The organism is Ruegeria sp. MALMAid1280 (genome assembly GCF_049195285.1).
In the GTDB taxonomy this organism is placed as follows: domain Bacteria; phylum Pseudomonadota; class Alphaproteobacteria; order Rhodobacterales; family Rhodobacteraceae; genus Ruegeria.
In genome coordinates this window covers 42,992-57,658 of record NZ_JBMIRT010000035.1, presented here as the reverse complement: position 1 = coordinate 57,658, position 14,667 = coordinate 42,992, and the positions used below count along the sequence as shown (strand labels likewise).

17 protein-coding genes are annotated in these 14,667 nt (G+C 60.9%); 13 read left to right on the top strand and 4 right to left on the bottom strand.

Annotation, left to right across the window (positions count from 1 at the left end; genetic code table 11):
• Positions 1–68: 68 nt before the first annotated feature.
• Positions 69–1,388, bottom strand: coding sequence for a tRNA (N6-isopentenyl adenosine(37)-C2)-methylthiotransferase MiaB (miaB, locus tag ACOQFT_RS02455; RefSeq protein WP_421596479.1), 1,320 nt, complete (start codon positions 1,386–1,388; stop codon positions 69–71).
• Positions 1,389–1,508: 120 nt separating this feature from the next.
• Here miaB and ACOQFT_RS02450 point away from each other — a divergent pair, with 120 nt between their 5' ends.
• Complete coding sequence (locus ACOQFT_RS02450; protein WP_421596478.1) at positions 1,509–2,372, top strand: hypothetical protein; 864 nt, start codon at positions 1,509–1,511, stop codon at positions 2,370–2,372.
• Between the two features lie 2 nt (positions 2,373–2,374).
• On the opposite strand, the gene ACOQFT_RS02445 is transcribed toward ACOQFT_RS02450, so the two are convergent.
• Positions 2,375–3,172, bottom strand: coding sequence for a phytanoyl-CoA dioxygenase family protein (locus tag ACOQFT_RS02445; protein WP_421596477.1), 798 nt, complete (start codon positions 3,170–3,172; stop codon positions 2,375–2,377).
• Between the two features lie 87 nt (positions 3,173–3,259).
• Here ACOQFT_RS02445 and ACOQFT_RS02440 point away from each other — a divergent pair, with 87 nt between their 5' ends.
• Complete coding sequence (locus ACOQFT_RS02440; RefSeq protein WP_421596476.1) at positions 3,260–4,150, top strand: LysR family transcriptional regulator; 891 nt, start codon at positions 3,260–3,262, stop codon at positions 4,148–4,150.
• A gap of 2 nt (positions 4,151–4,152) precedes the next feature.
• Here ACOQFT_RS02440 and irrA read toward each other — a convergent pair whose 3' ends face one another.
• Complete coding sequence (gene irrA / locus ACOQFT_RS02435) at positions 4,153–4,569, bottom strand: iron response transcriptional regulator IrrA (protein WP_421596475.1); 417 nt, start codon at positions 4,567–4,569, stop codon at positions 4,153–4,155.
• A 188-nt stretch (positions 4,570–4,757) separates the two neighbouring features.
• On the opposite strand from irrA, the gene fabA reads away from it, so the two are divergent.
• Genes fabA through ACOQFT_RS02415 form a run of 4 tightly spaced genes read left to right on the top strand, consistent with a single transcriptional unit; the run spans position 4,758 to position 7,570 of the window.
• The gene (gene fabA / locus ACOQFT_RS02430) at positions 4,758–5,267 is read left to right on the top strand and encodes a bifunctional 3-hydroxydecanoyl-ACP dehydratase/trans-2-decenoyl-ACP isomerase (protein WP_421596474.1); all 510 of its coding nucleotides are present in this window, start codon (positions 4,758–4,760) and stop codon (positions 5,265–5,267) included.
• 31 nt (positions 5,268–5,298) lie between these two features.
• Positions 5,299–6,528, top strand: a complete 1,230-nt coding sequence (gene fabB, locus ACOQFT_RS02425) for a beta-ketoacyl-ACP synthase I (RefSeq protein WP_421596473.1) — start codon at positions 5,299–5,301, stop codon at positions 6,526–6,528.
• Positions 6,529–6,533: 5 nt separating this feature from the next.
• Complete coding sequence (locus ACOQFT_RS02420; RefSeq protein ID WP_421596472.1) at positions 6,534–7,325, top strand: enoyl-ACP reductase FabI; 792 nt, start codon at positions 6,534–6,536, stop codon at positions 7,323–7,325.
• A 59-nt stretch (positions 7,326–7,384) separates the two neighbouring features.
• Positions 7,385–7,570, top strand: coding sequence for a hypothetical protein (locus tag ACOQFT_RS02415; protein WP_421596471.1), 186 nt, complete (start codon positions 7,385–7,387; stop codon positions 7,568–7,570).
• Positions 7,571–7,593: 23 nt separating this feature from the next.
• Here the strand turns inward: ACOQFT_RS02415 and ACOQFT_RS02410 are convergent, their stop codons facing one another.
• The gene (locus ACOQFT_RS02410; RefSeq protein WP_421596470.1) at positions 7,594–8,022 is read right to left on the bottom strand and encodes an FKBP-type peptidyl-prolyl cis-trans isomerase; all 429 of its coding nucleotides are present in this window, start codon (positions 8,020–8,022) and stop codon (positions 7,594–7,596) included.
• 127 nt (positions 8,023–8,149) lie between these two features.
• Between ACOQFT_RS02410 and ACOQFT_RS02405 the strand changes: the two genes are divergently transcribed.
• From ACOQFT_RS02405 to ACOQFT_RS02375, 7 genes are all read left to right on the top strand, one after another.
• Positions 8,150–8,836 carry a haloacid dehalogenase type II gene (locus ACOQFT_RS02405; protein ID WP_421596469.1) on the top strand — a complete coding sequence of 229 codons (687 nt, stop codon included), beginning with the start codon at positions 8,150–8,152 and terminating at the stop codon, positions 8,834–8,836.
• Complete coding sequence (locus ACOQFT_RS02400; protein WP_421596468.1) at positions 8,836–9,663, top strand: alpha/beta fold hydrolase; 828 nt, start codon at positions 8,836–8,838, stop codon at positions 9,661–9,663. Before ACOQFT_RS02405 ends, ACOQFT_RS02400 begins: the two co-directional genes overlap by 1 nt.
• On the top strand, positions 9,660–10,634 hold the full coding sequence (locus ACOQFT_RS02395) for a threonine ammonia-lyase (protein WP_421596467.1): 975 nt from the start codon (positions 9,660–9,662) through the stop codon (positions 10,632–10,634). Before ACOQFT_RS02400 ends, ACOQFT_RS02395 begins: the two co-directional genes overlap by 4 nt.
• A gap of 58 nt (positions 10,635–10,692) precedes the next feature.
• On the top strand, positions 10,693–11,481 hold the full coding sequence (pcaD, locus tag ACOQFT_RS02390) for a 3-oxoadipate enol-lactonase (protein ID WP_421596466.1): 789 nt from the start codon (positions 10,693–10,695) through the stop codon (positions 11,479–11,481).
• Between the two features lie 12 nt (positions 11,482–11,493).
• Positions 11,494–12,216, top strand: a complete 723-nt coding sequence (locus tag ACOQFT_RS02385) for an alpha/beta fold hydrolase (protein ID WP_421596465.1) — start codon at positions 11,494–11,496, stop codon at positions 12,214–12,216.
• Positions 12,217–12,287: 71 nt separating this feature from the next.
• Positions 12,288–13,487: a TCR/Tet family MFS transporter gene (locus ACOQFT_RS02380; RefSeq protein ID WP_421596464.1), complete on the top strand. Its 1,200-nt coding sequence runs from the start codon at positions 12,288–12,290 to the stop codon at positions 13,485–13,487.
• A gap of 82 nt (positions 13,488–13,569) precedes the next feature.
• Positions 13,570–14,664: a Zn-dependent alcohol dehydrogenase gene (locus tag ACOQFT_RS02375; RefSeq protein ID WP_421596463.1), complete on the top strand. Its 1,095-nt coding sequence runs from the start codon at positions 13,570–13,572 to the stop codon at positions 14,662–14,664.
• The last annotated feature ends 3 nt before the right edge of the window (positions 14,665–14,667 follow it).

Genomic DNA, 14,667 nt, shown 5'->3' with positions numbered 1-14,667 from the left:
CGTGAATCAAGGGTTAAATTTTGAAACAAGTGCCGACTATGGCTTTCTGACAGCACCAGCCGAACAGGTTAGATCAATGTCCCCGCCAGAGAGTTTGCCCCCGAACCGGTGATCCGAACGTCTCTCAGCTCACCGACAGCAACATCGGCCTCGGACACGTGAACCGAATGCAGATACTCGGATTTTCCGACCATTTGCCCTGGCAGGCGACCGGATTTTTCGAACAGAACGCTGACTTTTCGCCCCACCATTGCGTCCTGAATTTCCCGCTGATGCTGGGTGATCAGGGCCTGCAGGCGCTGCAAACGGTCATCCGCCGCCTGCGGATCGACCTGCGGCCGCTCGGCCGCCGGTGTTCCGGGGCGGGTCGAGTATTTGAAGGAATAGGCGTAGCCGTATTTGACCTGCTCAACCAAATCCATGGTCGCCTGGAAATCCTCTTCGGTTTCCTCTGGGAATCCGACGATGAAGTCACCCGACATCATGATATCGGGCCGCGCCGCTCGGATACGCTCGACCAGACGCAGGTAGCTTTCGGCGGTATGGCTGCGGTTCATCCGCTTGAGGATACGGTCCGAGCCCGACTGCACCGGCAGGTGAAGGTACGGCATCAGCTTTTCACAGGTCCCGTGCGCCTCGATCAGGTCGTCCGCCATGTCATTGGGATGCGAGGTGGTAAAGCGGATGCGCTCCAACCCGTCGACCTTGTTCAACTCCCAGATCAGACCGGCAAGTGTCATATCTCCGTTGGCGCCAGCGCCATGATAGGCGTTGACGTTCTGCCCCAGCAGAGTGATCTCGCGCACGCCGCGTTCGACCAGATCGTGCGCCTCACGAATGATGCGATCCGCCGGGCGGCTGACCTCGGCCCCACGCGTATAGGGCACCACGCAGAAGGCGCAGAACTTGTCACAGCCCTCTTGCACGGTCAGAAACGCCGTCGGGCCGCGCTTGGCCTTGGGGCGGTTCTTGAGCTTTTCGAACTTGTCTTCCTCGGGGAAATCCGTGTCCAGCGCCTTTTGGCCCTCGCGGGTCCTGGCTTCCATCTCGGGCAGACGGTGATAGCTTTGCGGTCCCACCACCAGATCGACCAGAGGCTGACGGCGCATGATCTCTTCGCCCTCGGCCTGAGCCACGCATCCCGCCACGCCGATCTTCAGATCGGGCTTTTCGGCCTTCAGCCCCTTGAACCGACCCAGCTCGGAATAGACCTTTTCGGCGGCCTTTTCCCGGATGTGGCAGGTGTTCAGCAGAATCATATCCGCGTCGTCGGGGCTTTGGGTTTCGACATAGCCCTGCCCGCCCAGCGTCTCGGACATGCGTTCGCTGTCATAGACGTTCATCTGGCAACCATAGGTTTTGATGTACAGCTTTTTGGGTTCTGACATGGATATGGCCTTTGCGTTCGCGGGATCGGCGTCATCTATACCTTACGAACGCCGCTTGCAATGCCGGGGCGGATACCCGATTTTGGCCGAAGATTCCAGCAAAGTGGAACCGGACAGGCAATGCAATACGACTCACTCGACGTTTTCCTGAACTCAGGCAAATCGGCGCTGGCCAAAGGCCCGGTCGCCCTGATCTTTGCCGAGGACCTGGTCGAGATCGACAGCACCATCCGGCATCATCTGCATCTGGGGTTCAAATCCGTGGTGGCCTTCATGCCGCAGGACTTTGCTCTGGACCCCGAGCTTGCCGAACGCATCCACCGCGTCACCCTGACCTGCGTGCCCAGCGCGGTTGTCTTCGACACCATCAACAGAATCATCCAGGCCGCCCCCGGCCACTGGATGTATTACTGCTATAATGCCGAATACCTGTTCTTTCCGTTTTGCGAGACCCGCACGATCGGCGAACTGCTGGCCTTCCACGCCGAGGAACGCCGCGACGCGATGCTGAGCCACGTGGTCGACCTTTATGCCGACGACCTGGACGCCTTTCCGAACGGAGTCGCCCCGGACCGCGCGATGCTGGACAGCACCGGCTATTATGCCCACACCCGTCACGACGCCGAAGGTCATCCGGTCGAGCGTCAGTTGGACATGTCCGGCGGCCTGCGCTGGCGGTTCGAGGATCACATTCCATACGAACGCCGCCGCATCGACAGGATCGCGTTATTCAAATCCCGCAAGGGGTTGGAACTGCGCCCCGATCACACCTTCAACCAGCCGGAATACAACACCTATTCCTGCCCTTGGCATCACAACATGACGGCTGCCGTATGCTCATTCCGCGCCGCCAAAGCATTGAAAAGCAATGCCGGGTCCACCTTCGACATCCCGAGCTTTTGTTGGCGCAACTCGGTTCCGTTTCAGTGGACCTCTGGTCAATTACTCGATCTCGGGCTGATCGAATCGGGTCAGTGGTTCTGACCCTAGCGCCGTAGCAACACCGGGAACCAATCCTCGCGCAGGCGCTGGCCGGGGTTCATGTCGTGGCCTGGAAACGGCGGGGATGTCCGGCCCGGACGTTCCACATAGCGCGCATCATCGCCCACCAGACGCAGCGAGAACGCCCTGCGGCGGCTGTCGGATTGATTGCCACGCGCGCCATGCAGCGTGCGATAGTTAAAGGCAACCGCGTCACCCGGCTCCATCTCGAATTCCACAACCTTCATGCCCTCGGCATCGGGGTCTGGGACGGGGATGTACTGGCCTTCGTCGGCAAAAAAGCCCTCTTCCGAGACCCAGCGGGTTGGCAGAACCTCTTTCTCCCACCGGTGCGAGCCCGCCACGCAGCGCAGCGTCGCCTGTTTCACCGGGTCCAGCGGCGACCAGAAGCTGATCGTCTGCTGCCCTTCGACAAAATAATATGGACCGTCCTGATGCCACGGGGTCGCCATTGAAGTGCCCGGCTCCTTGACCAGTACGTGGTCGTGGAACATCTGCACGGTCTGCGATTGCATCAGGTCCGCCGCAACCTCGGCCGCCGGAGAGTTTTCGATCACCTCCCGGAACTGATCAATCCGCGACCAGTTGCAGTAATCGTCAAAGAACAGGCCGGTTTCGCCTTGCTTCTTGTTGTCCGACGCGTAGGGCCCAGGCTCAGCCATATTGGCGGCAACGCCGTCGCGCAGGGTCTCGACGTGGTCGGCAAACAGCCCTTTGATCAGGACAACACCGTCCTGCTGATAGGTGTCGATCATCTTTTGCGTGACCAGAGGGTGCGTCATGTTTGTCTCCGTGCCTTTGGGTTCTGTGATCTGCTCATGGGAGCACCCCCTGTTCAAGTCATATCTTTCAAAGATACACTTAACCTCATGTTATATATCTCACTGCGCCAATACGAATATGTCTGCGCCATTGGACAGCATGGCAGCCTGTCCGCCGCCGCGCAGCACCTGAATGTCTCGCAACCGGCGTTGTCCAACGCACTGACCCGGGTCGAACAGCAACTGGGCCACCCCCTTTTCGCCCGCAGGCGTGGCGCGGCGATGGCTTTGACCCCGCAAGGGCGCAGCTTCATTGAAGAAGCCGAGGCGCTGCTTGCCAGCGCCGCCCGTCTGGAAAACGCCGCCGAAAACAGCACGGGCAAGGCGCGGCTGCGGTTGGGGTGCTTCGTCGATCTGGCCCCGTTTCTGCTGGCCCGTGCCCTGCGGCAGTTGCGCGCCGCGATGCCGGATGTGGCGGTGTCTTACAGGGTGGACAGTTTCGAGGGTTTGATTTCCGGTCTGATCGACGGGCGGACCGACCTGGCGCTGACCTATGGGCTGAGCATGGACGCGACGTTCACCCGGCACACTTTGTTCGCCAGCTCTCCGCGTGCGCTTTTGTCGCCGGATCACCCCTTGGCCACAAACAGTCAGGTTTCCCTACAGGATCTCGCTGCACACCCGCTGATCCTGTCCGAGGAAGGTCTGTCCGCACAGCATGTACTTGGGCTGTTTCGACGGATCGGAGAAAGCCCAGCGGTGGCCCATCGCGCAGCCTCGCTGGAGATTCAGCGCAGCCTGGCAGCGCATGGTGAAGGGGTTGCGATCAGTTATGCCAATCCGCCAACCGAAATCAGTTATGACGGGATGGCCCTGTTCAGCCTACCTGTATCGGACCCTTTCGCGGCAGAGCCCGTAGTGCTGGCACGACATGGCACAGGCCCCACCGACGCGCAGATTGCAAACGCCGAGCGCGCCTTGTCCGATCTGAAACCGTAGATCTATTTTTTTCGCAGGCGGATCACGACATCGACCGAGGCGATTTCAACCCCTTCCGGCGCTTCGGGCAGACGCTGAATCACCAACTGATCCGAGGGCGCATCGCTCAGGCGGCTTTCGTCTTCCCAGTAGAAATGGGGGTGATCATGGGTATTGGTGTCGAAATAGCTTTTCGACCCATCCACCGTGATTTCCTGCAAAACACCGGCCTCGCAAAACGCGCGCAGCGTGTTGTAGACCGTTGCAAGGGACACGGCATCGCCGTTCTTTTTCGCCGATTCAAACAGGCTTTCCGCCGTGACGTGGCGGTGGCGGCCGTCGCCGACCAGAAGCTCGGCCAAAGCCATGCGCTGACGTGTCGGACGCAATCCCGCGTCAACCAACCAATTCGTGGCTCTGCTCTGGCTATGAGGTGTCATGAATCCGAAACCCGTTTGTTGCTGCCCTATATATAAGTGCTCAGGTCAGGTAATTTCAAATGAAATTCATTCGCAAAGAATGTCCTGAACACAACATGATGTGGGCGACCGCTCTTGCAGGACCTTGCATACGGGTGCTAGGTGAGGCCAGATTAGATAAACGGACCCCTGGCAGGAGAGGCGGCAGAATGGCCCAATTCCCGAGCAGCTTTGACAAGGACGATCTGCTGAAATGCGCCCGAGGCGAATTATTCGGCCCCGGTAATGCGCAGTTGCCTGCTCCGCCGATGCTGATGATGGACCGCATCACCGACATTTCGGCCGATGGTGGCGCGCATGGAAAAGGTCATATTCTGGCTGAGTTTGATATCACTCCGGACCTGTGGTTCTTTGACTGCCATTTCCCCGGCAATCCGATCATGCCCGGCTGTCTGGGTCTGGACGGCCTGTGGCAGCTGACCGGCTTCAACCTGGGCTGGCGCGGCTGGCAGGGGCGCGGCATGGCCGTGGGTGTGGGTGAGGTCAAGCTGACCGGCATGGTGCGCCCGGACCGCAAGATGCTGACCTACAAAATCGATTTCAAAAAGGCGATTCAGACCCGCCGCCTGACCATGGGTGTGGCGGATGGTATCGTCGAAGCCGACGGCGAATTGATTTACGACGTCAAAGACATGAAAGTCGTTCTGTCCGAAGCCTAAGCCGGACCGGCCTGAAATAAGGAGCACGCACATGCGTCGAGTAGTTGTCACCGGTCTGGGGGTTGTCTCCTCCATCGGGAACAATGCCGAAGAGGTTCTGACCTCGCTGAAGGCCGGCAAGTCCGGCATCGAGGCCAATGAACAGATGGTCGAACACGGCTTTCGCAGCCAGATCGCCGGATCGCTGAAGATTGACGTGTCCGAGCATGTGGACAAGCGCACCCTGCGCTTTATGGGGCCGGGTGCTGCCTATGCCCATATTGCCATGAGCCAGGCGATCGCCGATTCCGGTCTGACCGAAGATCTGGTTCAGAACCCGCGCGCCGGTCTGGTGGCCGGTTCGGGCGGCCCGTCGACCAGCGCCATGCTGACGGCGCATCAGACGGTGCTGAAAACCGGTGCCACCAAGCGGATCGGACCGTTTGCCGTGCCGAAATGCATGTGCTCGACGATTTCCGCGAACCTTGCGACCGCGTTCAAGATCAAGGGCATCAACTACTCGATCACCTCGGCCTGTTCGACCTCGCTGCACTGCATCGGCAACGCGGCGGAACAGATCATGATGGGCAAGCAGGACATCATGTTTGCCGGTGGCGGCGAGGAGCTGGACTGGACCCTGTCCTGCCTGTTCGACGCGATGGGTGCGATGTCGTCCAAGTACAACGACGCCCCCGAGAAAGCCTCGCGCGCGTTCGACGAAGACCGCGACGGGTTCGTGATCTCGGGCGGCGGCGGCATCGTCGTGCTCGAAGATCTGGACCACGCGCTGGCCCGCGGTGCCAAAATCTATGCCGAGGTCACTGGTTTCGCGGCCACCTCGGATGGCCACGACATGGTGGCTCCGTCCGGCGAAGGCGGCGAGCGCGCGATGCGTCTGGCGCTGGAAAGCCTGCCCGAAGGCCGCAAGGTCGGCTATATCAACGCTCATGGCACCTCGACCCCGGTCGGCGACGTGGGTGAGGTCGAAGCCGTCCGCCGCATCTTTGGCGAAGGCAACGTGCCGCCGATTTCATCGACCAAGTCGATGACCGGCCATGCGCAGGGCGCTGCTGGCGCGCTGGAGGCGATCTTCTGCCTGCTGATGCTGGACAATGACTTTATTACTCCGTCGATCAACGTCGACACGCTTGCCGAAGGCATCCTGCCCGGTGAAATTGCAACTCAAGTGGTTGAAAACGCAGGTCTGGACAGTGTCATGACCAACAGCTTCGGCTTTGGCGGCACAAACGGGTCCATGGTTCTGTCAAAATATAACGGGTGAACATGATGTCGGAACTTCTCAAGGGCAAACGCGGCCTGATCATGGGGGTGGCGAATGACCGCTCGATTGCTTGGGGCATTGCCAAGGCGATGCACGAGGCTGGTGCGGAACTGGCGTTCACCTATCAGGGTGAAGCGTTCGGCAAACGGCTGGAACCGCTGGCTCAGAGCCTGGGCAGCGATTTCATGGTGGATGCGGATGTCACCGATGACGCATCGCTGGACCGCGCGTTCAACGAGTTGGGCGCACGCTGGCCGACGATTGATTTCGTGGTGCACGCAATTGCCTATTCGGACAAGTCCGAACTGACCGGCCGTTTCCTGAACACCACGCGGGCGAACTTCAAGCACTCGATGGATGTCTCGGCCTATTCCTTTATCGAGGTTGCGCGCCGTGCCTATCCGCTGATGAAGGACAATGGCGGTTCGCTGCTGACGCTGACCTATCAGGGTTCGAACCGGGTTGTGCCAAACTACAACGTCATGGGCGTGGCCAAGGCCGCGCTGGAATCGGCGACGCGCTATCTGGCCAACGATCTTGGCCCCGAAGGCATCCGCGTCAACGCCGTCTCACCCGGTCCGATGAAAACGCTGGCGGGCGCGGCCATCGGTGGTGCGCGCAAGACCTATAAGTTCTGCGATCAGAACGCGCCGATGCGTTCAAACGCCACACTCGAGGCTGTTGGCGGCACTGCCGTTTATCTGGCTTCTGATGCCGGTGCCTGCACCTCGGGCGAGATCATTCGCGTCGATGGCGGCTTCCATGTTCTGGGCATGCCGCAGCCCGATCACATGTGACCCGATCTTTCCCTGCCCGCGCCAAGATTTCACCATCTTTCGCGGGCACGGATAGCGGCATGAGCAAAGCAGAACAAATCCTCTCGAACACCACTCGAACGTCCCGACGCAAACAGGGGTTTCTGGGGCAGCGCGGTCGGATCGCGTTGCTGGCCCTTACCATGCTGCTGATGCTGTTTGTGTTCTTTACACAGGCAGATGTGCGCGCGGCCTTTACATCCTGGACCAGCCTGATTTCAGGCTGATCCAACGCGCTGGCCTTCTGCGGTCAGTTGACGGAAACGACTTCGATGTCAAAAATCAGGTCCTGACCGGCCAGCGGGTGATTTGCGTCCAGCGTGACGGTCGCTTCATCAGCCTCGACCACCGTTACCGGCACCGCCTGCCCGTCCGGCGTCTGCATCTGCAACTGGGTGCCGGGGTCCAGCGGGATATCGTCCGGGATGCCCTCGCGCGGAATCTGCTGGCGTGCGGCAGGGTTGATCGGACCATAGGCGTCGACGCAGGCAATCTCGACCCGCTTTTTCTCACCCACGGTCAGACCGGGGATGGCCGTATCCAGACCGGGAATGATCTGGCCTGACCCGACCACGAACTCCAGCGGATCGCGTCCTTCGGAACTGTCGAACACGTTGCCGTCCAACAGCGTACCTTTGTAATGGATGCGAACGGTGTCGCCTTGTTTGATCTCGGTCATAGGTGGCCTCCGGCCGTTAAGGATTTAAGCGATCAAACCTAGGGAGTGACACGGCATTGTAAACCCTCCCCCCTTTTGCGCCTGCGACTCTTATGCCAACCTGCGCCCGATTGAGGGAGGGGCACCGATGCCAATCACCACATGCGTTTTTGACGCCTATGGCACGCTGTTCGACGTCGCCGCCGCCGCACGGCAGGCCGCCGCCGAGCCCGGGTTTGAGGAATTGCAGCAGAAATGGCCTGAACTGGCCAATCACTGGCGGCTGAAGCAGCTGCAATACACCTGGCTGCGCGCGATCACCGACGCCCATGCCGATTTCTGGGATGTGACCCAAGACGGGCTGGACTGGGCGCTTGAGGCCACCGGGCTGAACGGCGACCCGGCCCTGCGCCAGCGCCTGCTGGACCTGTATTGGGAGTTACAAGCTTACCCCGAGGTCCCCAAAATGCTGGCCGATCTGAAAGCCAGAGGGCTGAACACCGCGATCCTGTCCAACGGATCGCTACCCATGCTGGATGGTGCGGTAAAATCGGCTGGAATTGGCAACGTTCTGGACGATGTTCTGTCGGTCGAAAGTGTTGGCGTCTTCAAACCGCATTCCAGCGTCTATGATCTGGTGCAAAACCGCTTTGGCGGCACCCGTGATGAGGTGTTGTTTGTCAGCTCGAATGGCTGGGATGCCGCAGGGGCCAGCGGCTATGGCTTTGTGACCGCATGGGTCAACCGCGCAAACGAGCCGATGGACCGCTTGCCATGGACACCAGCACATGTACTGTCCGACCTGACGACGATCCCTCAACTGACTGGATTTTAATGACTTTCTTCACTACTTCCGACGACAGGCGCCTCTATTACACCGATACCGGTTCAGGAACTCCGGTGCTGTGTCTGGCCGGGCTGACCCGCAACAGCCGGGATTTCTCGTTCCTCGCGCCACACATCACCGATCTGCGGATGATCGCGATGGACTACCGGGGGCGTGGGCAATCGGATTTTGACCCGGATTTCATGAACTACAACGTCCTGCGCGAATCCCACGACGCGATCGAGCTGCTGGATCATCTGGGGCTGGATCGCGTGACCGTTCTGGGCACCTCGCGCGGGGGCCTGATCGCGATGGCCTTGGCCGCCAGCCACCCCGAACGCCTGTCCGCCGTGGTGTTGACGGATGTGGGTCCGGTGATCGAGACCTCGGGCATGGCCAAGATCATGGATTATGTCGGTCGGCAGCCGGTTGCGAAGACCTATGACGAAGCCGCGCAAAGCCTGCAGCAAGTGATGAAGCCGCAGTTCCCCGGCGTCCCCCTCAGCCGGTGGCGGCAGCAGGCCGAATTTCAATATGAGCAGACCGCAGACGGGCTGGCCCTGCGCTATGATCCCGCCTTGCGCAAGGCTTTGCTGGATCAGGCCGCCGCTGGCGCCATTCCGGATATGTGGATGTTCTTCGAGGCGCTGCGCGATATCCCGACCGGCGTCATTCGGGGCGCAAACTCGGACGTGCTGGGCAAGGATACGCTGATCGAAATGCACAAACGCCACCCCGGTCTTATGTCTGTAGAGGTTCCGGATCGCGGGCACGTTCCGTTTCTGGATGAACCGCAATCGCTGGACCTTATCCGCAAGGTATTGGACGCCGCATGAGCACGCTGCAAATGATCGAGGCCGCCGCCGAGCGGCTGAAAGGCCACGTCCGGGAAACACCGCTTCTGACCTCGCCGTTTTTGGACGAATTGGCGGGGCGTCGAGTGCTGGTAAAACCGGAATGCCTGCAACATACCGGCAGCTTCAAGTTTCGCGGCGCCTGGTCCGCAATCTCGGCTTTGGACGAGGCGGATCGGCAACGCGGCGTGATCGCCTTTTCCTCGGGCAACCATGCGCAGGGCGTGGCCTATGCGGCCGCGCGGCACGGGATTTCCTCGGTGATCATCATGCCCTCGGATGCGCCGCAGCTGAAGATCAACAATACCCGCGCGCTAGGGGGCGAAGTGGTTCTGTACGACCGCGCCAACGAAAGCCGCGAAGAGATTGGCGAGGCGCTGGCCACTGAGCGCGGGCTGACCCTGATCCGCCCCTATGACGAACCGCAGGTAATTGCCGGTCAGGGCACCACCGGGCTGGAGATTGCCCGACAAGCCGCCGAGATGGGTGTAGAACAGGCCGATGTGCTGGTCTGCTGCGGTGGCGGCGGGCTGACCTCGGGGATCGCTCTGGCGCTGGAAGCTCATGCACCCGGCCTGCGTGCCCGCCCGTGCGAGCCGGAAGGGTTCGACGATGTCAAACGGTCGCTCGCCACGGGCCAAATTCAAAGCAACGACGCCGCTTCGGGGAATATCTGCGACGCGATCCTGACGCCGCAGCCGGGGCAGATCACCTTTCCGATCCTGAACCGCCTGTGCGGGCCGGGCCTGTCGGTCACCGAAGAAGAAGCGATGGGGGCGATGGCGCAGGCCTTCCTGCGGCTGAAACTGGTGTTGGAACCGGGCGGCGCGGTGTCGCTGGCCTCGGCCCTGTTTCGCCGTGATGAAATCGAGGGTGATGTCGTGATCGTTGTGGCCTCGGGGGGCAACACGGACCCAGAAGTACTTGGAAAAGCACTGGAATTCCTGACCTGACATGGATCAATGATTGGGTCACTGTTACGACTTAACGTATGACGACGGGGATTGTGTCATGCAAATCGCAACTATTGGCGAAGTACAGTTGCACTATCGGGTCGATGGCGATCCGGATGGTGCACCGATTGTTTTTGCCAACTCACTGGGTACGGATCTGCGCCTTTGGGACGCCGTTCTGCCTCATCTGCCAGCCGGTCTTCGGATCATCCGCTATGACAAACGCGGGCACGGGTTGTCGTCGCAGCCCCCTGGCCCCTACTCCATGGGTGCGCTGGTCCGCGATGCCGAGGGCCTGCTGGATCACCTGAACGTCCGGGATTGTGTATTTGTCGGCCTGTCCGTCGGCGGGCTGATTGCGCAGGGTCTGGCGGTAAAGCGCATGGATCAGGTCCGCGCGCTGGTGCTGTCGAACACGGCGGCCAAGATCGGCATCCCCTCGATCTGGCAGGATCGGATGGATGCGGTGCGTCAGGGTGGGATCGAGGCCTTGGCCGATGCAACGATGGAGCGGTGGTTTTCGAAGAAATTCCGCGCCTCGCCCGATCACCTGCTGTGGCGCAACATGATGGTGCGGCAGCCGGTGGACGGATATCTGGGCTGTTGCGCTGCAATTTCGGGCACGGATTTCTACACCCCCACCAGTGGCCTGCGCCTGCCCACGCTGGGGATCGCCGGCAGCGAGGATGGCTCGACCCCGCCGGATCTGGTGCGCGAAACGATTGACCTGATCCCTGGCTCGAAATTCGAACTTATGCGCCGGGCCGGTCATCTGCCCTGCGTCGAACAACCAGCGGAATACGCGGCCCTGCTGCGGGATTTTCTGACCGAAATCGGACATATATGAAGGAGCGTGACAATGGCAGATTTTCTGTTGGTCCATGGGTCCTGTCATGGCGCCTGGTGCTGGCGTGATCTGATCCCCGCTCTTGAGGCTCTGGGCCATTCGGCGCGCGCCATTGATCTGCCCAGTCACGGCTCGGACCCGACGCCGATTTCCGATGTCACGCTGGATGGCTGCCGGGATGTGGTGCTGTCGACCTCGACCCCGCAGACGATTGTGGTCGGCCATTCCTGGGGCGGTTATCCGATCAGCGCAGCCGCCGAGGCCAACCCCAAGGCCATGCGCGCGCTGATTTACCTGTGCGCCTACGTTCCGCAGGACGGTCTGTCGATGGTTGAGATGCGCAGGCGCGCGCCCCGGCAACTGATCGTCGATGCGGTCGAAAAATCCACCGATGGCCTGTCCTACACGGTCAGGCCAGACAAGGTGCACGACCTGCTCTACCACGATTGCGCGTCAGAGATCTTGCCCTTTGCCTTTGCGCGCCTGTGCCCGCAGGCGATTGCGCCGCAGGAAACCCCTCTGCCGTTGTCCGACAATTTCGCGCGCGTCCCCAAGGCCTATATCCGCGCCACGGACGACCACACGATCCCAACGGAGTATGAAGAAGAGATGAGCCACGTTGCGCCCGAAGAGCTGCGCGCGACAATCGACAGCTCTCATTCCCCGTTTTTCTCGCACCCCCGCTATCTGGCGGAAATTCTGGACGATCTGGAACAAAAGCTGCCAGCGGTCTGACCAGGCGTAACGGACACTTCACAGGTGAACGAACCGTGATAGGGTCCGGTTAAAACTCGCGATTGGGTGCCATGCGTCTGCCATTTCTCTTTGTTCTCGGTACAGTCATGATCGACGCCATGGGCATCGGTCTGGTGTTACCGATCATGCCCGACCTGATTGTCGAGGTTCAGGGGGGTACCCTGGCCGATGCGGCGATCTGGGGAGGTATCCTCAGCACTGCATTCGCCGCGATGCAATTCCTGTTCGGGCCGGTTCTGGGGAACCTGTCCGACGCTTATGGGCGACGCGCGGTTCTGTTGGTGTCGCTGTTCGTGATGTCGCTGGATTACGTGGTGATGGCGATCGCAGGCAGCATCTGGCTGTTGCTGGCGGGGCGTATCGTCGGCGGCATCACCGCCGCCACCCACGCCACGGCCGCCGCGTTCATGGCGGATGTGTCGAAGCCGCATGAAAAGGCCGCGAATTTCGGCCTGCTGGGCGCGGCCTTCGGCGTTGGTTTCGTGCTGGGCCCGGTAATCGGAGGGCTGCTGAGCGAATACGGCACCCGCGCGCCCTTCTGGGCTGCTGCCGGTCTGTCAGCTCTGACCTTTCTGACCGGCTTGCTGGTGATGCCGGAAACGGTGACCGACAAAAACCGCCGGACCTTCAGCCTGCGCCGCGCCAATCCGGTGAATTCGCTGCGGGCTATCGCCTCACTGCCCGGCATCCGCCCGATGCTGTGGGTCTATTTCCTGTATTCGGTGTCGATCTACGTCTACCCCGCGATCTGGGCCTATTTCACCACCGAGCGTTTCGGCTGGTCGCCACAGATGATCGGCCTGTCGCTGGGTGTCTACGGGATCGGCATGGCCGCCGTTCAGGGTGGCTTGATCCGACCGGCAACACGATACTTAGGTGAGCGGGTCACGATCATCTACGGCATGGGATTCGAGATCGCCAGCTTTCTGCTGCTGGCCTTCCTGACCAATGGCTTCATTGCCCTGCTGTTGATCCCGGTCACAGCGCTGGGGGCGGTTGTCACCCCTGCCCTGCAGGCCCTGACATCCCGTGCCACGCCTGATTCTCAGCAGGGCGAGTTGCAGGGGGTGCTTACCTCTCTGAACGCGCTGTCGATGGTAATCTCGCCGCTGGTGATGACCAGCGTATTCGCGCAGTTCGCTCAGGCCGACGCAGCACCCTATCTGCCCGGGGCACCGTTCCTGTTGGCGATGCTGTTGATGGCCTTCGGGTTCGCACTGTTTTTGCGGGCGCGTCCTGTCGCGGCGTAACTGCGACACCCGAATGACGGTTTCCATCTTGCGACACACTCTTTCCCGCGCCACCGTGGGTAAAAGGGAGTGAGGAACAAGAATGCAAACCATCAAAGCCGCCGTCTGCCGGGCGTTCAACGCGCCCCTGGTCATCGAAGACATCCAGATCGCGCCACCCGGCACCGGAGAGGTCGAGGTGACGCTGGATGCGGTGGCGATCTGCCATTCGGACATCACCTATGCCAGCGGCGCGTGGGGCGGACATCTGCCGGCCGTTTACGGACACGAGGCCGCCGGGATCATCACCGCGACCGGAGACGCGGTCGGCGGGTTTCAGGTGGGCGATGCGGTGGTGGTCACCCTTATCCGCGCCTGCGGGTCCTGCCCGTCCTGCGCAGGCGGTCAGCCGACGATCTGTGAAACCCCCTATAACTCGGTCAACGGCCCGCTGCGTACGGCAGATGGCAGCCCGTTGGATCAGGCAATGGCCTGCGGAGCATTTGCCGAAAAGGTTGTAGTCAGCCACCGGCAGATCGTGAAAATCCCCGAAACCATGCCGAAAGACGTGGCTAGCCTGCTCTCTTGCGGCGTCATCACCGGGGTTGGCGCAGCGGTGAATGCCGCCAAACTCCGTCCCGGTCAGGATGTGGTTGTAATCGGCGCAGGCGGTGTTGGTCTGAACGCCATTCAGGGCGCACGCCTCGCGGGTGCGCGGCGGATCGTGGCGGTCGACATGACCGAAGAGAAACTGGAAATCGCCAAAGAATTCGGCGCGACCCATGGCGTGTTGGCCAGCCTCAAGGAACCGTGGAAAGCGGCGTTCAAAGCGTTGGGCGGACGCGGCGCGGATGCGGTTTTGATCGCCGTCGGAGCCATCCCGGCCTATGATCAAGCCCCCCGCTATCTGGGTCGGGGCGGCAAGGCGATCATGATCGGGATGCCGCATTCGGGCGACATGTCCAGCTATGAGCCGGTTGTTCTTGCGGCACTGGGTCAGGGGCTTGTCGGCTCGAAAATGGGTGATGTGGTCATTCAACGCGATATCCCGTGGATGATCGACCTTTATGAACAGGGGAGGCTGAAGCTGGACGAGTTGATCTCGGGCCGCTGGTCTCTGGACCAGATCAACGAGGCGATCGAGGACACCAAGACCGGATCGGCCAAGCGCAACGTGATCCTGTTCGACAGGGGGTAACGG